We start from the raw sequence: 19,097 nt of genomic DNA on the forward strand, positions 1-19,097 counted from the left end.
GTTTCCTCCTCATTCATTTTAACTGTCTATTTAGCGCTTATTCTCATAACGGTTGCGGATCCACACAGCGACCGAATTCATTAGAATCAAAATAACCAGCAAGACGATAATCCCGGCAGCTGCAAGGAAGTGAAACTCCTCCTGCGGTCTGCTCGTCCAGTTATAAATCTGCATAGGCAAAGCCGTAAACTGGTCAAACACATTTTTGGGTAGAAACGCAACAAATGCGGGAATGCCAATAACAACTAACGGAGCCGTTTCTCCAATCGCGCGAGAGAAAGCAAGGATACTTCCGGTTAGAATACCTGCGATAGCAGAAGGCAAGACCACTCGCAAAATCGTTTGCCACTTCGTAGCCCCAAGTCCGTAGGATGCTTCTCTTAATTCTTTTGGCACTGCCCGGATCGCTTCCTGAGAAGCAACGATGATAACAGGAAGAATGAGCAAGCTCATCGTTAAGCCTGCTGCCAGGACACTGTTTCCAAAAAAGAGAATTCGCACAAAGATCGTTAATCCCAATAAACCAAAAACAACAGAAGGCACGCCAGCCAAATTGGAAATATTCATTTGAATAAAACGAGTTAATCGATTTTTACTCGCATATTCCTCCAAATAAATAGCTGTACCAACACCAAGCAGCAAAGAAACAGGCACAACGACGGCCATCATCCACACTGTGCCAATTAAAGCAGCTTTTATGCCTGCCTGCTCAGGTCGTCTGGAAGCAAAGTTTTGCAAGAAGTCCCATGAAAGGTGGGAAGCCCCCTGCGAAAAAATTTGTGCAAGCAGCACAATTAATAGAATGAAAGTAAAAAAGGCAGCAAAGAAAAACAAGCCTTTATATAATTTATTCTTCAAGAGACGAATCGGAATTTTTTCAACCATCTCATCTGTGCGTATATTTTTTTGTACATTCTCCATTAATATTCCTCCCTGAACCTTCTGGAAATTCTCTGTGCCAGCATGTTCATAGCGAGTGTAAAAAGAAACAGCGTAAAGCCGACTGCATAAATACTGTAATAAATAGTTGTGCCAAATCCGGCGTCACCCGTGCTGACTTGAACAATGTAAGAGGTCATGGTTTGTAGCGAAGTCGTCAAATCCAGTGAAGCCGTTGGTGTCGAACCTCCTGCAATAGAAACGATCATCGTCTCACCAATGGCACGGGAGACGGCCAGTACAATGGATGCGATAATTCCTGATAATGCTGCGGGAAAAGCAACCCGCCAAGTCATTTCCCACTTGGTCGCTCCGAGTGCTAAAGCCCCTTGGCGCACTGATTCGGGGACGGAGGAAAGGGCATCTTCTGAAAGCGATACAATCATCGGAATAATCATCATACCAACTACCATCCCTGGGCTGACGGCATTGAACATTTCCAATGAAGGAAACATAGATCGCAGCAATGGAGTAACAAATGTTAATGCAAAGAACCCGTAGACAATTGTCGGTACTCCTGCCAGCACCTCTAATGTCGGCTTCATTACCTTTCTAACTCTTTCTGACGCATATTCACTTAAATAAATAGCAACAGCAAGACCGATGGGAACAGCTGTTAAGGAAGCAATTAAAGTAATTTTCAATGTACCTATAAATAAAGGCAGAATTCCGTATGTTGCATCAGTCTTAGAGAATGGATACCATTCTTTTGCTGTTAAAAACTCAGCTAATGGTATTTGCTTAAAAAAGGTAAACGTTTCAACAATTAAGGTCAGGACAATTCCGATTGTGGTGACAACAGAGACAGCCGCCATTAAAAAGAGAAGAACTGGAATCACTTTTTCGCTCTTGCTCAGAAAGCCATTTTGATATTTTTTCTCAAGCAGGCTCTGGACTGGGCTCTTTCGTTCGTTATTCGCTTTCAAGATGAAAACTCCTTTCAACCTTGCACAAGCGGGTAGAGCTTCTCTATCCCGCTTGTGCTTTCAACTGTTCTCGGATTATTTTTTTAAACCTTCTAGTGTTTCTAAGCCTTTTTTATACTCTTCTTCTGGAAGCTTGACATAGCCAACTTCTTCCGATAATGTGCCTGCATTCTCAATCGTGAACTTCAAATAATCATAAACTGCTTTATCTTCTGCAACTGCCTTGTTAGCAGCATATGTGAATAATGGTCTGGATAATGGAGCATATTCGCCGCTTTCAATTGTTTCGTTTGTCGGCTCCACTGCACCTTTTCCAGCGTCAATCGGAACAACTTTCAACTTGTCTTTGTTTTCTAAGTAGTAAGCATATCCAAAATACCCAATCCCGCTCTTCTCTCCTGTTACTCCTTGTACAAGCACATTGTCGTCTTCAGACAATACCGCTGATTTGTCGATCTGCGCACCATCGAGAATCACTTCATCAAAGTAATCATACGTACCAGAGTCTGTACCCGGAGAGTAAAGTTTGATTTCTTCATCTGGCCATCCTTTGCGAATATCAGACCATTTTTTTGGTTTGCCGTTATCAACCCAAATCTTTTGTAATTCCTCGATTGTCAGGTTGTCCACCCAATCATTATCTTTATTTACAACGACGGAAAGACCGTCATAAGCCAATTTAAATTCTGTAAAGTCTATTCCTTTCTCCTCTAATGCTGCCTTTTCTTCATCTTTAATCGGACGAGATGCGTTGCTCATTTGTGTTTCACCAGCAATCAACTTTTCAAACCCGCCGCCTGTACCCGAGTAACCAACAGTTACTTTTACGTCTGGCTGTTCCATCATATATTCTTCAGAAACAGCTTCCATGATTGGGAAAACAGTAGAGGAGCCGTCAATTTGTATGTTTCCTTGCATTTGTTTATTTTCTTCTGCTGATTGTTCAGCATTTCCCTCACCGCCTGTGCTGTTGCATGCTCCCAGCACGAGCGCTGTGCTCATCATTGCTAAACCTGTCAACACTTTTATCTTTTTCATTCCGTTCTCCCCCTACCAACTTGTAAGTTTTTGTTGTTCTTTACAGTAATCAGATTATCTGAAAACTGTTAAACGGGTTTTAATAGAATGTTAACGTTTTGTAAATCGTCATTATTCAACAATAAAGATACAAATGATGAATACAAAAATAGCTTAATAACAAGTCGTTTACACCATGGGTACTTACTTTTCTCCAAATAAAAAACACCTCCAGCTGCCAGATCTGTCTGACAATTGGAGGTGCCTTTTGTAGATATAACAGGATTTTATTCTTCTTCCACTTCGCCATCTTCTTCATCTTTTGAGCGAACGTCCTTTTCAACAACGACAGCGGACGTTTCTTCTTTTGCTTTTTGCTCTTTTAATTCAAAATATTTATCAAGCACTTTTCGGCCAATAATATAATTGATTGATGATGAGCTGCCACCGCTTTGATAAGCCCATGGCACAACAACGGCAAAAGCCACTTCTGGCTTATCATAAGGTGCATAACCTACAAGGTTGATATTCCAGGTCATCGGCAACGGCTGTCCATTTTCTAAATATTGCTCTCGCTTCGGACCATCATATTGTCCTTCTGCCGTTCCTGATTTGCCAGCCGGACTATATGGAGCACTAGAGAAATACTTTTTACCTGTTCCTTGTGAACCACTCATTACCATTCGAAAACCTTCTTGCACATGCTTAATTTCACTTGAACTTGCATCTAGGCGATTAAGTACTTCCGGCTGGATCTCTTCTGTAACCGGACCAATCTTGCCTGTTTCTGCTGTTGGCTGACGAATTTCTTTCACAATATGCGGCTTCATGCGATAACCACCATTCGCAATGGTAGAAACATACTGGGCGAGTTGCAATGGTGTATACGTATCAAATTGACCAATTGCATAGTCAAGGGCCAGACCAGGCTGCGTTATCTCTCCCTGAAAACCAATTTGTTCATTTGGTAAATCGATGCCGGTGCGCACCCCAAGGCCAAACTGGCTGAAATAACGGCGCATTGTCGGTACAGTATCCGGGTCAATTCTTAACGGACCATTCGGACGATATTTCGCACCGCCAATTTTCATGGCCGTCTTAAACATATACACATTGGAAGAGCGCATCAACGCATATTGATCACTAATCCCCATAGCGCCACCCCGGTTAAACCAGGAACTTTTTGTCTTGCCTCCTGATCCTGCAAATCGTAAAGGCTCGTCAACAATATATTCTCCCGGATGAATAGCCCCAGTCATATATCCCGTTAGAACGGTTGCTCCTTTAACGACAGAGCCCATCGTATAAGAAGTGGTAAGGTTTCCTAGTGCAAAATCAAGCATTTCTGCTTTTCCTTTATTCACTTCATACTTTTTCCCGGAAAGAGCTAATATTTCCCCAGTGTTCGGATCCATTACTGTAACAAAAACCCTATCCAGAAGCGGATGGCCTCCCTGTCTCTTCGCCTTTCCTAATTCTTCTTCGATGATTTTATCTACAGCAACTTGCAAGTCCATATCAATGGTTAAGATTAAATCGTTCCCGCGCTGTCCTTTCCGAACGATCTCAGAATCAAGAATGTTCCCAGATTTGTCTGTTACATTTTTTACTTTAGTCTTCTGGCCCCGAAGTACTTCTTCATATTGATACTCAATATAACTTTTACCCACGCGATCATTTCGGCTATAATCCCTGGAAAGATAAAAATCGACCATCTCTCTTGGCAGACCTTCACGGGAAGAAGAAATATTTCCAAGTACTGTTTTGAGCGTCTCATCATAAGAGTATGCTCGGTCCCAGTCAGTTGTTGTATTCACTCCTGGAAGAGATGCCAAGTTCTCACTAACGATTGCATACTCCTCTTCCGTTACATTTTTATTTTTAACAACTTGTGGAGTCATCGCATAACCAGAAGTAAACTCACGATAAATGGCAAGCACTTCTAAATCTTCGTTTGTTAATGTCTTTAAATCTTTATCCGTAATCCGGTCAAGTTGCATTTGATAAAGTTTTTTTGATGAAATTTCGTTTTGGTTGGCCTTTTCCCACTCTTTTTTGGTAATTTTCTTCTTTGCCTTTTCCTCATTTTTGATAAGCCAGTAATCTTTTTTATCCCGTTCAGTCACTTGATCCGTCTCTTTGTCAATCAGCTTCGCGAGTTTTTTTGCTGTTTTCAGCATTTCCTCTTGTGAAGCCCCTTTTTTACGCGTATAGGTGATGGCATTTTGCGGAACATTATCCACCACAATCTGGCCATTGCGATCAAAGATTTTCCCACGCGGTACACTTGCATTTACTGTCACGTCTTCTGTTCGCTCAATTTTCCGCTGATAATCTTCCCCCTGGACAATTTGCACAATCCCCAGTCTGAAAATTAAGATCGAAAAAAGCAAAAAGACAACAAAAAACATCATGTTCATCCGAAAAGGAACATGTGTCTTCTTCTTTCTCTTTGTTTTTTTCACCATTACATTATCCTCTCTCTTAAAAATCTATTATTCTCTTTTTCCATTTTAAACAACTTCTTGTTTTTTTTCTACATCCAAGCCTAAAAAGAGACTTGGGTTAATTAACCAAGTCTCTAACAGTCTGCATATTCACTTTTCTAATGCATAGATAAATCAAACTATGTCCGGCTCCGAGAATGACGAGCAACACCGGAATACTTTCTCTTTCATCAAACAGTGTGATGGCCACGATAAAAGACAAAATGGAAACAATGCGACCAACATTAATAAATACTTCCCTGACCACGATGTACTCTACCCTTCTTTCTGCGGCCTCTCTACTTCGGCCTATTACGTCGTAGGTCATGGACAAGTAAGGTACAAGCAAAAATGGATAAGCGATAGCGATAATCGCCGCATAAATCAGCAGCCTAGTGAACGTTATATCCACTATAATGAGAAACAGCGACAGAAAAAGCACAATTCCGCCCGCAAAAATCACTTTTTTCCGATACTGTTTCTTTACTAATTTAACAGCCAGTGAATAACTGAAGAAGGAAACGCCAGAGTAAACTAATCCATACGTGCCAAGAGCGAGTTCACTTCCAGTTGTAACGAAAACAAAGACTGAAATAACGAAGACAAACACCCCTTCTCTCAATCCTTGAAAAAAGTGGGCATTCAGCACTCGTTTCCAATCCGGATGACGGTCTCTTTCTTTCCAAACTTCCAGCAGCTGAAAGCGGCCGCTTGAAGGGCGACGCTTTAATAGTAAACTCAATAAAACAGCGATAAAAAAACAGCCAAGAGAAGCGCCAAAGATAATGAAATACCCGGTATTAGAAGCAAAACGGCTGATGATAAAACCGGCTACTATCGGGCCAATCATTCCGCCCATTGAAAGTAAAGAACCGAAAAAGCCATTAAAAAAATCTCTCGTTTCCGGTTCTGTAATTTCAAATGTCAACACGTTGTAAGCAAGCCAGTAGAACCCATAACCGACACCGAGCAGCGCGCCAAGCAGTATGATCCAATCCGATGCTTGGTTGCCGATAAACAGCACGGCTACATAAAAGAAGCCGAGAAATAACACACCCATTCTTAATACAACGACACGGTCTACTTTTTTTGCACACTGGCCGGCAGCAATGTAAGACAACAATTCAAAGATCACTGCCGTCAAATTATAAACAGCCAAATCGATAAACTGGCCAGACTGCCTCCATAAAAAAATATTTACAAACGTATTGGACAACGCCACACTCAGGGAATATAAGCCGCCAATAAGCAGCAGCAGTCCAAGATCCTTTGACAGCGCTAAGTGGCGGAATCTCTTTCGAATGATCGACAAGATGCATCCCCCTTTCCCTTTATAGCGTTTGGAGAAAAGGAGAAAGTTATTCAAAAAAAGCGAACCGAAAAAATCGGTTCGCTTCATAATTATTTCGCTTCTTTATAACGCTTAGCTACCTCATCCCAGTTAACAACATTCCAGAAAGCGTTGATGTAATCTGGACGACGGTTTTGGTAATTTAAGTAGTATGCATGCTCCCAAACGTCTAAACCAAGGATTGGAGTTTTCCCTTCCATGATTGGAGAATCTTGGTTTGGTGTGCTTGTTACTTCTAATTCGCCGTTGTTAACAACAAGCCATGCCCATCCAGAACCAAAGCGGCCTGCAGCTGCAGCAGCGAATTCTTCTTTAAACTTGTCAAGGCTGCCGAATTTGCTGCTAATGGCATCAGCTAATTCGCCAGTTGGCTCTCCGCCACCATTTGGAGATAGAAGTTGCCAGAATAAAGAGTGATTCGCATGGCCGCCGCCATTATTGCGTACTGCAGTGCGCACACTTTCTGGAACAGCATCTAAGTTAGCGATTACTTCTTCCACTGACTTGTTTGCTAATTCATCTTGTCCTTCAAGAGCTTTGTTTAAATTTGTAACATATGTGTTGTGGTGTTTCGTATGGTGGATATTCATTGTTTCCTTGTCAATATGAGGCTCCAATGCATCATATGCGTAAGGTAATTCAGGTAATTGAAATGCCATAATAAATTCCTCCCTATGTAATATTTGTTTCGCAGACTTCAACTATAAGATTAACAAAAGTGAAAGCGCTAATCAATAATAAAGCTTATCGGATTTAAAGAAAAAACAGTCGTGCTTTCTGTAACACCCTTTCAGAAAGACGACCGCTTATTATTATCATCAACTTTCTTTATACATCCCTAAGGCCAAGGATCGCCTCTGCAATATTAACGGCATGATCACCCATTCGTTCAAGATTGCTAATGATATCAACAAATACAATGCCAGCTTGTCCTGTGCAGAGCCCTTCATTCATGCGTAAAATATGCTGTTTGCGCAGCTTTCTTTCCATTTTATCAATTAACTCTTCTTTTGAGTTACTTCTTTAGCCAAATTCAAGTCGTTTTCATCTAACGCTTTAATTGCCTTGTTGACAGCTGCAATTGTTAATAAGAACATTTCTTCTAAATCGGCCATTGCCTGATCGGTAATTTTTACTTTATTTGCCTGTTGGTAATCAATCAGCTCAATAATATTTTCACAATGGTCACCAATTCGCTCAATGTCACGTACGGCATCGATTAATGTATTATGCTTCTCCAACTCGGCTTCTGACAGTGAGGTACCTGACAAATGGATTAAATAATCTGTAATTTTTTTATCTAAATTATTTAAAGCATCCTCCACCTGGGTTGCCATATCAGCGTGCTTTTGATTTTTTGTTTTTAAATACGTATGCACTTCTTCCATTCCTTTAACAGCAAACTGCCCCATGCGGATGACTTCCTCCTTTGCCTGGCCTAGCGCAATGGAAGGAGATTGCTCAATAAAGATAGGATCAAGGTGCTTCGCTTTATATTCAATGACTGTATCTTCACCTGGTATAAGCTTTGTCACAATTATTGCAAGTACACCAACGAAAGGAAGCTGAATTAACGTATTTGTCACGTTAAATGTACCATGAGCAAAGGCGATCACCATCTTCGGCTCTAAATTCAAGGCACTTGTTAAATAAAGGATAAACTGTGTAAATAAAGGAAGAATAATTAAAAAGATGATCGTTCCAATAATATTAAATAATACGTGGGTAGCAGCCGCTCGTCTTGCCGCTACAGAAGCGCCAATTGAAGCTAAGACGGCTGTGATCGTCGTACCAATATTGTCTCCGAAAAGAACCGGTAAGGCTGCGTCCAAATCCAACAGATTCTCTGCAAACAACCCCTGTAAGATTCCAATAGTAGCACTTGAACTTTGAACGATAACGGTAAATATGGTTCCGACTACTACACCTAAGATAGGACTCGAACTCATGTTAACGGTCAAATCATGGAACGTATCTAACGAACGCAGTGGTTTCATTCCATCACTCATTAGCTCCAAGCCAAAAAATAATGAACCGAATCCGAAAAGAATCATTCCTATGTTGTGCAGCTTTTTACTTTTGAAGAAGAAGATAAATACAGCCCCAAGCGCTAAAATAGGCAGGGAATAGGCCCCGACGTCAATACCAATAATAAAGGCGGTTACTGTCGTGCCAATGTTAGCTCCCATGATCACTCCGATTGCCTGCCTTAGCGTCATAAAACCAGCACTCACCAATCCGACCGTGATCACGGTAGTCGCAGAACTGCTCTGGATTAAGACCGTAACAAGAATTCCTGCCAAAACTCCCATGAGCGGATTGGTTGTAAACCGGTCAAGAATGTCGCGCAAACGATCTCCTGCTGACTGCTGTAGTCCATCCCCCATTAACTTTATCCCATATAAAAATATACCGAGTCCTCCCAGAAACTGGAATATCATTTCTTGGACGTTAATCCCCATCTTTTCAACTCCTAATTAGATGAATTCGACAAAACTTGCAATCCTCTACAATTATTAATAAATCGCAAGGAAGAAGTAAATGACCTATACGAAAAATTTACAATTGATTAACATTAGAGGGGTTATGTTACATTTCCGTTACAAAAAAAGCCGAGCTATTAAAGCTAGGCTTGAAAATTAGAAAGAAATCAGAATAGAATAACGAGAAGGAGGATTCTTACTATGAATATTTTTCAACAGTTGTGGAAAAGTCTATACTCTCCCAAAACGATTTCTTTTTTTCGCTTTCAGGGAATAGGCAAAACCATTTCTTACATTTTCCTATTAATGCTTATCTCTTCTTTGCCATTTTTTATTCAATTCAGCCTGCTGGCAACGAGCGGCCTTTCTTCTTTTCGAGAAGTCATTCAACAAGAGGTTTCGTCATTCACCATTGAACACGGCCAGCTTACATCCCCTTCTCCTGAAACGAAGTGGATAAAGAAAGGAACGACTGACATTATTATTGATTCAACAGGCACCGTTGCCGCGAACGATTTAGCAGAAAAGGATCAGGCTATCGGGCTTTTAAAAGAAGAACTGGTTTTATCTGTAGGTGGCCAACTGCAAACAGTTTCCTACGACATTCCGGGTATAACAGCCATAGACAAGGAAGAAGTCATCCAATATGCTCATTCTCTGCAAGCATATTCGGCTATTTTCTTACCGGTTCTCTTTATTCTCTACTATCTGTTCACCTCTTGCCTTAGTTTTATAAAGGCATCTATTTTTGCGGCCTTCGGCATGCTTTTCAAGCAATTAACGGGGAGAAAATTATTTTACCGGCAAAGCTGGCGCTTGGCCGCTTATGCAATGACACCTGCTATTATAGTTTTTACTCTCCTGCGTTTGGCAGGCATTATACTTTCTTTTAGCTTTCTTATCGACTGGTTGATCACTGCCATTATGCTCTTTCTTGCTGTTTCTTCCATCCCGCTGCCCAAATCGAAAAAACAGCCCGTGGCAAAATAATTCATCTCCGCCTCTTTTTTTGTTCTATTTCCTTTGGACAAGCATATATTGGTAAAAAGAGGTGGAAAGATGAGAAATTTTTTGCTATTTATCGCTTTTATGATCATCACAGCTGGCATTTGGAATGATTTCACAAACGGCTCGCTGCCCCATATAGAAGAAAAGCCAAAAAAAGAAGCAAACGCAGAAAGCAACTATTTGCCGGCCTTACCTTATGAAGAAAGAGAGGTAAAAACCGGTGACACGGTTCTGTCTATTCTAGCGTCCCTTCATAACGGCAAGCTTCCCGCGGATATTGAAACTGCAATCGCAGATTTTCAAGAGCTAAACCAGGGCGTTTCTCCTGATAACATCCGCATAGGTGAACATTATAAATTTCCACTGTATCAAAAAGGAACATAAGCTGAACAATTAAAAGGAATTGACGCCTTTCATTCCTCTCCGTACCGGACCAGCCAAAACAATCGAACGCCTGAAAGCAGAGCTTATAACTATTCGATAAGAGGAAAGTCTTTTTCCATTGTCATTTTCTTGTCAGATCTGCCCGATTACTGGTACAATTGATGATTGAAGCAGCTTTTTATCAGAATGAAAAGGGGCGAATCACCATTGAGTGAAATTATCCACCGTTCAAATACACGCCCGGTGAAAGTCGGAAACTTAACCATCGGCGGAAGCAATGAACTATTTATTCAAAGTATGACAACTACTAAAACTCATGACGTAGAGGCGACGGTCCAACAGATTCATCGCCTTGAAGAAGCAGGATGCCAAATTGTTCGTGTTGCTTGTCCTGATGAGCGTGCGGCAAATGCCATTGCAGATATAAAAAAGCAAATTAATATTCCATTAGTAGTTGATATACATTTCGACTATAAGCTCGCCTTGAAAGCCATTGAAGGCGGAGCAGACAAAATACGGATTAATCCTGGTAATATCGGCCGCCGTGAAAAAGTAGAAGCTGTAGTTAATGCAGCTAAAGCAAAAGGCATTCCAATTCGCATCGGCGTAAATGCCGGAAGTTTGGAGCGCCGCATCCTAGAAAAATATGGTTATCCAACAGCGGATGGCATGGTAGAAAGTGCTCTGCATCACATTAAAATTCTGGAAGATCTTGATTTTCATGATATCATCGTCTCCATGAAAGCTTCAGATGTTAATTTAGCTATCGAAGCGTATGAGAAAGCTGCCAGAGCATTTGATTATCCGCTTCACCTCGGTATTACAGAGTCTGGTACTTTGTTTGCAGGAACAGTAAAAAGCGCTGCCGGCCTTGGAGCTATTTTAAGCAAAGGCATTGGCAATACACTTCGCATTTCTTTGAGCGCTGATCCTGTCGAGGAAATAAAAGTGGCGAGAGAACTACTGAAATCTTTTGGCCTTTCTTCCAATGCTGCTACTTTAATCTCCTGTCCAACTTGTGGTCGGATCGAGATTGACCTGATTAGCATCGCTAATGAAGTGGAAGAATATATCCAAAAAATCAAAGCTCCAATTAAAGTAGCCGTGCTTGGCTGTGCCGTTAACGGACCAGGAGAAGCACGTGAAGCCGATATCGGTATCGCTGGTGCCCGTGGAGAAGGATTATTGTTCCGAAAAGGCCAGATCGTTCGTAAAGTGCCGGAAGAAACGATGGTAGAGGAACTAAAGAAAGAAATTGACAAAATTGCTGAGGAATATTATCAGAAGCAAGCAGCTGAAGCGCAAAATATTTAAAAGCCTGGCATTTGCCAGGCTTTTTGTTATCTAAAAAAAGGGTAAAACAAACAGGCCCATAATTACTGCAGCGGCTCCTATGCCAATTGCCCAGGCACCAAGGGTCTGCTCTCCCCTGCTTCTTGCGAAAAAGCCAAGAGCAATACCAACAATACCAAATAGAACAGGCATAATAAATAACGCGAGAACAGAAACGATTAAACCAGCATATCCAATTCCGCGCCCGCCAGTCGTTCTATTCACCTGACCCTCACGATTATTGTCTACCTGATTTTCTTGACGCACAGGAACAGGCTCAGCCAATTCAGCACCTGTTTCCTCTCTATACAGTCCAGTTTCTTTGTACATTCCTGTTTCGCCTGTTGGCATCGGATCTTTGTCGAACTTGTTGTCCATTGTTACTCATCCCCTCACTGTTATCATTTAAGGAGCTTTTATAGTATTGGCTTTTACTTTAAAATTATTCAGTCAGGCCTTGTCTTTCATAACAATCTGCGCCAAAATATGGTACACTTTGATAAAGATTTCCCAATGTAAGGAGTAAAGAATATGAAAGAAAAGCGTTTTGGCATTGACATTGATGGAACCGTTACATGCCCAACCAGTTTAATTCCATTCATCAATAAAGATTTTTCTTTAAATATTACACTTGATGATATAAAAAAATACGATTTATCTGAAGCACTAGGCATCCCGGCGGAACGCTTCAGTAATTGGTTTAACAAAAGAGAGCCGATCATTTACTCGAACTCTCCTCTTGCAGAAGGAGCTAAAGAGGTTCTGGTAAAATGGAAAGAAGAATTTCAGCTCTTTTTCATTAGCGCCCGCAGAAGTCACTTGATGGATGTAACCGAACAGTGGTTTAAAAAGCAAGATATCTTATATGATCACATTGAGCTGATTGGCTCTCATGACAAAATTAAAGCAGCGAAGCAGTATAAAGTTGATATCTTTTTTGAAGATAAACACGACAATGCCGTCAGCATTCATGAAGAGCTACGTATTCCCGTCCTGTTGTTTAACACACCTTATAACCAAGATCCCGTTCCAGAAGGTGTTATTCGAGTGAATAATTGGGTACAGGCAGAACAATGGGTAAATGAATGGATTCACTCGGAGAAAGCCATTCGATAAATGAAGGATAACTAAAAAAGATGCAGCAAAAGTCAGCTTTGACCTTTGCTGCATCTTTTTTATAAAGACAAACGAATACAGAACACCAATTGGCTGTTCATTGGGCGGCTGGCAAACACGCCGGACATGTGCCATACACCTCAAATTTATGGCCTGAAACTTCATAGCCCGGCAGCCCATGAATGTGATCCATCGGGCATAAATGTATTTCCCGGGTCTTCCCGCAGGCTAAACAAATGAAATGATGGTGATGCTCTTGATGTGAGCAAGTAAAACGATAATGCCGTTCACCGGATAATTCCGTTTCCTCTAGAATCCCCATTTCCACGAACAGCGCCAAATTTCGGTAAATCGTATCGAAACTGAGGCCAGGATGACTGTCCTTCATTTCTTCGAGCACTTCTTTTGCTGTTAAATATTTATCTTTTCGTGCAAACAATTCTAGCATGTCTTCGCGCTTGCCTGTCTGTTTATAGCCCTTTTCTTTCAAAAGCTCGACCGCTTCAGTTAAATTCATCTTTTTCATCCCGCCTTTATGAATTTTTTAGCTGAAATGACAATCAGTAAAATGAGAATAGATGCCACTACAATCGTTCCACCGGGAGCGAGATCCAAATAAAAGGCACTGATCAGTCCGGTGATCACGGCGATCTCACCAAACAGAACAGAATAAACGATAGTCTGTTTGAACCCTCTTGCCATCCGTATAGCAGCTGCCACAGGCAAAGTCATAAGCGCAGACACAAGTAGCACACCTACAATACGCATAGACGCCGCTATCACGAGAGCAACAAGAATGATAAACACAAAATGAATGGATTTCGCTGGGATACCGGAAGCTTTCGCATGCTCCTCATCAAATGATAATAAAAATAGTTCTTTATACAATAAGTATACAGTTGCGATAACGATGATACTGATCAGACAGATCAGCCACAAATCCTCACGGCTGACAGCACTGACGCTTCCGAATAAGTAACTAAACAAATCTGTGTTAAATCCATCTGCCAATGAGATAAAGATAACGCCTATGCCTATTCCCCGGATAAAATAATTGGAATGGCCAACTCTTGATAATGTTTATAGACGGTTCTGAGCCGTTCAATGAACAAGGAACCAATCACAGAAAACACCATGCCGGAATACATTGGATTTAACCAAGCAAGAAAAGTAAACGTCTGGCCAAAATAGAGTCCGGCAGCAATACCGGCCAGTGTTACATGACTGAGCGCATCAGCGATCAGCGACAGCCTTCTCACAACGATAAAAGCACCGAGCAACGGTGCGATCACACCGATAATCATACCTGTTAAAAAGGCATTTTGAAGAAATTCATATTGACTGATCGCTTCAATCATACATCTGCCTCCTGATGATCATGATGGTGATCAAGCAAATGGATTCCATGACCATATAAATCCGATAGGTCCTCTTCGTCAAGCGTTTCAAACTGCTTCATGCTGCCGTGAAAGTGCAGATACTTATTTAAGCAGGCTACATGCGTCACTTTATCACTAATAATGCCAATATCGTGCGTTACCAATAAAAGGGTAATGCCCATTTTCTTATTTAAATAAGAAAGCATTTCATAAAATGATTCGACATTTTTACTGTCCACACCAACAGTCGGCTCGTCGAGAATAAGAATGTCCGGCTTGGACACAATGGCTCTGGCAATAAATACGCGCTGCTGCTGCCCCCCAGAAAGCTCTCCAATGTTCCGTGTAAGAAACTGCTCCATTCCTACCGCTGCTACTGCTGCTTTAATTGCTTGCTTTTCTTTGCTGCCAGGCAAACGAAAAAGCCCCAGTTTTTTTGTTAACCCACTCGCTACTACTTCATAGACCGTGGCAGGGAAGCCGGTATTAAAGGAATTTGCCTTTTGTGAAACAAATCCAATACGGTCCCAGTTTTTAAAATTCTTCTGGGATGTGCCAAACAGAAAGATTTCCCCTTCTTTTACTCTTAACAAACCTAAAATAAGTTTGAGTAAAGTCGATTTTCCCGAGCCATTCGGACCTACTAAACCTAAAAAAGCCCCTTTAGGGACAGATAATTGAATGTTTTCTAACACATTATCCCGGTCATAACGGTAGGACACGTTTTTGATTTCAATGACAGGTGATTGATTCATTGAAGTGTCTCCTTTATAAGAATGATTACGATTTATAAACAAAATGAAGTATACACTATCTGCTGAAAAAAGTAAATCGGAACTGCTCAAGAACAGTTCCGAATGCTCCTAGTGAATAGCCGTCTTAAAGTGGCTTCCTCTCGTTTCATGTGTATTCATCACTGTGAGAAAAGCATCTGGATCAACATCGTTAATAATACTTTTTAACTTGGTCACTTCCAGCCGTGTAACCACTACATAGAGAACTTCTTTATCCGAATCAGTAGACCCGCCTTTCCCCTTTAATTTTGTTGTTCCCCGTCCAAGACGATGAAGGATCACATCAGCCATTTCTTCGTAAAAATCCGAAATGATAATGCAAGCTTTCGTTTCTTCGAGACCCTGAATGACTGTGTCAATGGCTTTAAAAGCAATATAGTATGTCATCACTGAGTACATGGCATTCTCTGCACCTAGCACAAAAGCGGCCCATCCAAAGATAAATACATTAATAAACATCACAAATTCGCCAACTGAAAAAGGCAGCCTTTTCATCATCAAAATACCAAGTATTTCTGTCCCATCAAGCGTTCCTCCATGACGGATAACGAGTCCTACCCCTAATCCAAGAAGCAGGCCGCCAAACACTGCTGCTAAGACGGGCTGATCAGTAAATGGGCCTATTTGTTGAAAGCTATGTTCTAATACGGCAAGACATACGATGCCAAAGAGAGAAGAAAACATAAATGTTTTCCCAATTTGCTTATAACCAAAATATAAAAAAGGGATATTTAATAAAACGACGAATGTAGAGAAATTCAGCAGGGGGTGCTTAAACAAATAACTTAAAATTAGTGAGATGCCAATAATGCCACCGTCAATAATATTGTTGGGAACAAGAAACAATTCAATAGATGCTGCTGCAAAGGCTGCCCCGACAAGAATCATCACAAGCCGATAGAAAACATGAGATTTTTTTTCCTTTTTATGCTGCTTAGGCATAACATCATTCCTTTTATTGTAAAGTATTCCTTTGGAACAACGGTGTTCTTGAATCACCTTCTTTTCTTTCTTTCATACATTAAACATAGAAGAAAAGGAGTGACTGCCAATGAAATTTTTACAGCACTTAATTAACCAAAAAGCTCAAACGATGACAGGGGATGAACTGTTAAAGTATGCGAAAGGACTTGATATCCCATTGAGAAGAGAAGAGGCTGAAAAAATCGCACGCCGCTTGCAAAGCCAGAAAGTCGATTTATTTAATGAATATGAGAGGGCAAATCTGTTGAGGGAAATCGCCGCCATTACCAATGAACAAACTGCCAAAAAACTAAACAAACTACTCACAACTTTTTTACAATAACAAAGATACAGGGCTTTCGATTCTTAACAATGTCCAAGTCAACATGCGCTTATTTATTCCAGATAAGCAGTTGTCTTTTCCTGCTGAAAGTGTGCTCTCTAATTTTCAGCAGGAAAAGATTATCTGGGTTTACAAGACTAAGCCTTTACCCAAAACCACCCTGTTTTTAACAGACTCTCGTAAAAAGTGCGAACTGTTAATTAACAGTCAATATTTTCTGACGCACATTTTCATCAAATGCGTTTTGTCTGAACATCTCAATTTCAAACTTGTAAGGTGGCTTGCGAGAATTTTTATCTTCACCTACATAAGGTGTTTCCAGTATCTTTGGAATCTCTGTTAGCTGAGGATGATGGACAATATAATTGAGTGCTTCAAACCCAATATGTCCAAAGCCGATATTTTCATGACGGTCTTTTCTCGCTCCCTGCTCATTCTTACTATCATTAATATGCAAAACTTTGATCCGTTCTACTCCAACAATGCGGTCAAATTGATCAAGCACTCCGTCAAAATCCTCTCTTATAGGATAACCAGCATCATGGGTATGGCATGTATCAAAACAAACTGATAATTTATCATTTAAATATACTCCGTCCATAATCGTTGCCAGCTCTTCAAAAGTAACTCCGCATTCCGATCCTTTGCCAGCCATTGTTTCCAGGGCAATTTGCACATCAATATCCTTTGTTAACACCTCATTTAGCCCTTCAATAATCTTTTTGATACCCGCTTCTGCTCCTGCCCCAACGTGAGCGCCTGGATGAAGCACGATCTGTTTGGCTCCAAGAGCGGCTGTCCGCTCTATTTCAGAGCGTAAAAAAGTAACACCAAGTTCAAATGTGTTCGCACTGATTGTGTTGCCAATATTGATAATATATGGAGCGTGAACAACGATATCGACCATGGCATTTTCCTTCATATGAAACCAGCCTTTTTCAATATTCAGCTCTTCAATTTTTTTTCTTCTCGTATTTTGTGGAGCTCCCGTGTAAATCATAAATGTATTTGCACCGTAAGAAGCGGCCTCCTCACTTGCCCCAAGTAACATTTTTTTCCCACTCATTGACACATGGGATCCAATTTTCAACATATCTATCTCTCCTTTACCGCTCATTATTTTACTAGAAAAATACATCTTTTTCAGCAAAAAAGGCCTGCTGCAGCAGGCCTTTTCATTCACCTCTTACTTCTTCTTAGTACGCTTTGTTTCTAAACGGCGCTCACGCTTTTTAAATTGCACCATTTCTCTTTGCATTTTCTTCTTATAACCCGGCTTTACTTTTTTTGGTTTGCGAACAATTGATTTTGCTTTAGCATCAATTTCGTCTGCTGCTTTTTCACGTTTTCTCCGTTGATTACGGTCAACAAGCTCGGTCCATTCGCCACTGCGCAAATCCGCATGGCTAAATGTAATACCCATCTTCTCTAATCGGACAAGAGCATCTTCATCAGAAGGAGTGTAGATTGTTGCACATATTCCTGAAGAGCCTGCTCTCGCGGTCCGTCCTGCCCGATGAATATAAAAATCTAGATCCTTTGGCAACTCGTAGTTGATGACATGGCTGATCCCTTCGATATCAATTCCCCGTGCCGCCAGATCCGTGGCAACAATGAATTGATATTCTAGATCACGTATTTGCTTCATCATCTTCTTCCGGTCACGCGGTGATAAGTCCCCATGTATCCGGCCTGTTTTTAAGCCTTTTTCCAGCAGGGCGTCTGCCACTTCATCAGCTTTTTGTTTTGTGTTAGTAAAGATTACGGCTAAATATGGGTTGTATGCTTGCAGCATATCAAACAGCAAGTCAATCTTTTCCCGGCTTTTTTTCGGCACGAGAATGTGATTGATATTTTCTGCTGAAATATGTTTAGGCTGAATATGAATATATTCTGGATTTTCCATATATTTTTTCAAAAAAGGCTTTAACTTTTCAGGAATCGTTGCTGAAAAAACATACATGTTTAATTGCTCAGGCATTCTAGAAGCAATCTGGTCCACATCAACAATAAATCCCATGTCAAGCATCAAATCTGCTTCATCCACTACAAGCACCTTAGATTTATAAACAGATAGCGCCTGCGCCTGGATTAAGTCATTAATTCTTGCAGGTGTCCCCACAACAATGTGCGGTTGATTTCTCAGCTTTTCAATGTCTCGCTGCTTATCTGTCCCGCCAATATAACAGCGAGCTGTAATTTCTTCCTCAGACAAGCGAGTAATCTTTAGAATCTCCTGGTAAATTTGATTAGCAAGCTCCCTCGTCGGTGCCGTGATAACAGCCTGTACTTCTTTTTTAGCCGGATTTATTTGCTGAAGGATCGGCAAAATATAAGAATGCGTTTTCCCTGTTCCCGTTTGGGATTGTCCAATCGCACTTTCCCCTTTTAGAATAAGCGGGATCATCTTTGTTTGTATATCTGTTGGCTCGTAAAAACCTAATTGCTCTATTCCTTTATTAATAAACGGTTGAAACCCGTATTTCTCGAATTGATGATTTGCCAAGTGTGACACTCCTTTTGGCTTGAATAAGCCTTTTTCTCCATTCTGATATTATATCAAAACTTTCTATAAA

17 protein-coding genes and 2 pseudogenes are annotated in these 19,097 nt (G+C 40.9%); 5 read left to right on the plus strand and 14 right to left on the minus strand.

The genetic code is table 11. The features are described from left to right. Window positions 1-30: 30 nt before the first annotated feature. The 7 genes and pseudogenes from pstA to CJ483_RS06190 all read right to left on the minus strand — a co-directional run bounded on the left by pstA (window position 31) and on the right by CJ483_RS06190 (window position 9,181). A complete protein-coding gene (pstA, locus tag CJ483_RS06160; protein ID WP_120033015.1) occupies window positions 31-921 on the minus strand; it encodes a phosphate ABC transporter permease PstA in 891 nt (296 codons plus the stop codon). Then, window positions 921-1,865, minus strand: coding sequence for a phosphate ABC transporter permease subunit PstC (gene pstC, locus CJ483_RS06165; RefSeq protein WP_120033018.1), 945 nt, complete (start codon window positions 1,863-1,865; stop codon window positions 921-923). The genes pstA and pstC overlap by 1 nt, the downstream gene beginning before the upstream one ends. A 75-nt stretch (window positions 1,866-1,940) precedes the next feature. Further along, window positions 1,941-2,903, minus strand: coding sequence for a PstS family phosphate ABC transporter substrate-binding protein (locus CJ483_RS06170; protein ID WP_120033021.1), 963 nt, complete (start codon window positions 2,901-2,903; stop codon window positions 1,941-1,943). Window positions 2,904-3,169: 266 nt separating this feature from the next. Further along, a complete protein-coding gene (locus tag CJ483_RS06175; RefSeq protein ID WP_120033025.1) occupies window positions 3,170-5,350 on the minus strand; it encodes a peptidoglycan D,D-transpeptidase FtsI family protein in 2,181 nt (726 codons plus the stop codon). A gap of 97 nt (window positions 5,351-5,447) precedes the next feature. Beyond that, a complete protein-coding gene (locus tag CJ483_RS06180) occupies window positions 5,448-6,680 on the minus strand; it encodes an MFS transporter (RefSeq protein WP_406909551.1) in 1,233 nt (410 codons plus the stop codon). Between the two features lie 89 nt (window positions 6,681-6,769). Next, window positions 6,770-7,378, minus strand: coding sequence for a superoxide dismutase SodA (gene sodA / locus CJ483_RS06185; protein ID WP_120033031.1), 609 nt, complete (start codon window positions 7,376-7,378; stop codon window positions 6,770-6,772). A gap of 169 nt (window positions 7,379-7,547) precedes the next feature. Beyond that, window positions 7,548-9,181: pseudogene (locus tag CJ483_RS06190) on the minus strand (Na/Pi cotransporter family protein). 222 nt (window positions 9,182-9,403) lie between these two features. Here CJ483_RS06190 and CJ483_RS06195 point away from each other — a divergent pair. From CJ483_RS06195 to ispG, 3 genes are all read left to right on the plus strand, one after another. Continuing rightward, window positions 9,404-10,192, plus strand: a complete 789-nt coding sequence (locus tag CJ483_RS06195; RefSeq protein WP_120033034.1) for a DUF1189 domain-containing protein — start codon at window positions 9,404-9,406, stop codon at window positions 10,190-10,192. 69 nt (window positions 10,193-10,261) lie between these two features. Further along, a complete protein-coding gene (locus CJ483_RS06200; RefSeq protein ID WP_120033037.1) occupies window positions 10,262-10,594 on the plus strand; it encodes a LysM peptidoglycan-binding domain-containing protein in 333 nt (110 codons plus the stop codon). A gap of 216 nt (window positions 10,595-10,810) precedes the next feature. Beyond that, on the plus strand, window positions 10,811-11,908 hold the full coding sequence (gene ispG, locus CJ483_RS06205; protein WP_259455787.1) for a flavodoxin-dependent (E)-4-hydroxy-3-methylbut-2-enyl-diphosphate synthase: 1,098 nt from the start codon (window positions 10,811-10,813) through the stop codon (window positions 11,906-11,908). Between the two features lie 30 nt (window positions 11,909-11,938). Here the strand turns inward: ispG and CJ483_RS06210 are convergent, their stop codons facing one another. Next, on the minus strand, window positions 11,939-12,304 hold the full coding sequence (locus tag CJ483_RS06210) for a hypothetical protein (protein ID WP_120033043.1): 366 nt from the start codon (window positions 12,302-12,304) through the stop codon (window positions 11,939-11,941). Window positions 12,305-12,457: 153 nt separating this feature from the next. On the opposite strand from CJ483_RS06210, the gene CJ483_RS06215 reads away from it, so the two are divergent. Then, the gene (locus tag CJ483_RS06215; RefSeq protein WP_120033046.1) at window positions 12,458-13,042 is read left to right on the plus strand and encodes a hypothetical protein; all 585 of its coding nucleotides are present in this window, start codon (window positions 12,458-12,460) and stop codon (window positions 13,040-13,042) included. Window positions 13,043-13,139: 97 nt separating this feature from the next. Here CJ483_RS06215 and CJ483_RS06220 read toward each other — a convergent pair whose 3' ends face one another. The 4 genes and pseudogenes from CJ483_RS06220 to CJ483_RS06235 form a co-directional block, all read right to left on the minus strand. Then, complete coding sequence (locus CJ483_RS06220; RefSeq protein ID WP_120037825.1) at window positions 13,140-13,559, minus strand: Fur family transcriptional regulator; 420 nt, start codon at window positions 13,557-13,559, stop codon at window positions 13,140-13,142. 5 nt (window positions 13,560-13,564) lie between these two features. Then, window positions 13,565-14,400, minus strand: a pseudogene (locus CJ483_RS06225) (metal ABC transporter permease). Then, window positions 14,397-15,176, minus strand: a complete 780-nt coding sequence (locus CJ483_RS06230) for a metal ABC transporter ATP-binding protein (protein WP_120033049.1) — start codon at window positions 15,174-15,176, stop codon at window positions 14,397-14,399. The pseudogene CJ483_RS06225 and the gene CJ483_RS06230 overlap by 4 nt, the downstream one beginning before the upstream one ends. Window positions 15,177-15,284: 108 nt before the next feature. Beyond that, complete coding sequence (locus CJ483_RS06235) at window positions 15,285-16,157, minus strand: YitT family protein (protein WP_120033052.1); 873 nt, start codon at window positions 16,155-16,157, stop codon at window positions 15,285-15,287. A gap of 109 nt (window positions 16,158-16,266) precedes the next feature. Here CJ483_RS06235 and CJ483_RS06240 point away from each other — a divergent pair, with 109 nt between their 5' ends. Then, window positions 16,267-16,521, plus strand: coding sequence for a DUF2624 family protein (locus CJ483_RS06240; RefSeq protein WP_120033055.1), 255 nt, complete (start codon window positions 16,267-16,269; stop codon window positions 16,519-16,521). Window positions 16,522-16,717: 196 nt separating this feature from the next. On the opposite strand, the gene CJ483_RS06245 is transcribed toward CJ483_RS06240, so the two are convergent. Together CJ483_RS06245 and CJ483_RS06250 are read right to left on the minus strand one after the other, a co-directional pair. Next, a complete protein-coding gene (locus tag CJ483_RS06245; RefSeq protein WP_120033058.1) occupies window positions 16,718-17,614 on the minus strand; it encodes a deoxyribonuclease IV in 897 nt (298 codons plus the stop codon). A 93-nt stretch (window positions 17,615-17,707) separates the two neighbouring features. Beyond that, on the minus strand, window positions 17,708-19,027 hold the full coding sequence (locus CJ483_RS06250) for a DEAD/DEAH box helicase (protein WP_120033061.1): 1,320 nt from the start codon (window positions 19,025-19,027) through the stop codon (window positions 17,708-17,710). Window positions 19,028-19,097: the final 70 nt, after the last annotated feature.

This window comes from Bacillus sp. PK3_68 (genome assembly GCF_003600835.1).
In the GTDB taxonomy this organism is placed as follows: Bacteria; Bacillota; Bacilli; order Bacillales; family Domibacillaceae; genus Pseudobacillus.

Excerpts from the sequence above, each read along its gene's own strand:
- pstA (WP_120033015.1), bottom strand. The coding sequence starts at position 921 with ATGGAGAATGTACAAAAAAATATACGCACAGATGAGATGGTTGAAAAA.
- CJ483_RS06170 (WP_120033021.1), bottom strand. The coding sequence starts at position 2,903 with ATGAAAAAGATAAAAGTGTTGACAGGTTTAGCAATGATGAGCACAGCG.
- CJ483_RS06175 (WP_120033025.1), bottom strand. The coding sequence starts at position 5,350 with ATGGTGAAAAAAACAAAGAGAAAGAAGAAGACACATGTTCCTTTTCGG.
- sodA (WP_120033031.1), bottom strand. The coding sequence starts at position 7,378 with ATGGCATTTCAATTACCTGAATTACCTTACGCATATGATGCATTGGAG.
- CJ483_RS06195 (WP_120033034.1), top strand. The coding sequence starts at position 9,404 with ATGAATATTTTTCAACAGTTGTGGAAAAGTCTATACTCTCCCAAAACG.
- CJ483_RS06200 (WP_120033037.1), top strand. The coding sequence starts at position 10,262 with ATGAGAAATTTTTTGCTATTTATCGCTTTTATGATCATCACAGCTGGC.
- CJ483_RS06210 (WP_120033043.1), bottom strand. The coding sequence starts at position 12,304 with ATGGACAACAAGTTCGACAAAGATCCGATGCCAACAGGCGAAACAGGA.
- CJ483_RS06215 (WP_120033046.1), top strand. The coding sequence starts at position 12,458 with ATGAAAGAAAAGCGTTTTGGCATTGACATTGATGGAACCGTTACATGC.
- CJ483_RS06220 (WP_120037825.1), bottom strand. The coding sequence starts at position 13,559 with ATGAATTTAACTGAAGCGGTCGAGCTTTTGAAAGAAAAGGGCTATAAA.
- CJ483_RS06230 (WP_120033049.1), bottom strand. The coding sequence starts at position 15,176 with ATGAATCAATCACCTGTCATTGAAATCAAAAACGTGTCCTACCGTTAT.
- CJ483_RS06235 (WP_120033052.1), bottom strand. The coding sequence starts at position 16,157 with ATGCCTAAGCAGCATAAAAAGGAAAAAAAATCTCATGTTTTCTATCGG.
- CJ483_RS06240 (WP_120033055.1), top strand. The coding sequence starts at position 16,267 with ATGAAATTTTTACAGCACTTAATTAACCAAAAAGCTCAAACGATGACA.
- CJ483_RS06245 (WP_120033058.1), bottom strand. The coding sequence starts at position 17,614 with ATGTTGAAAATTGGATCCCATGTGTCAATGAGTGGGAAAAAAATGTTA.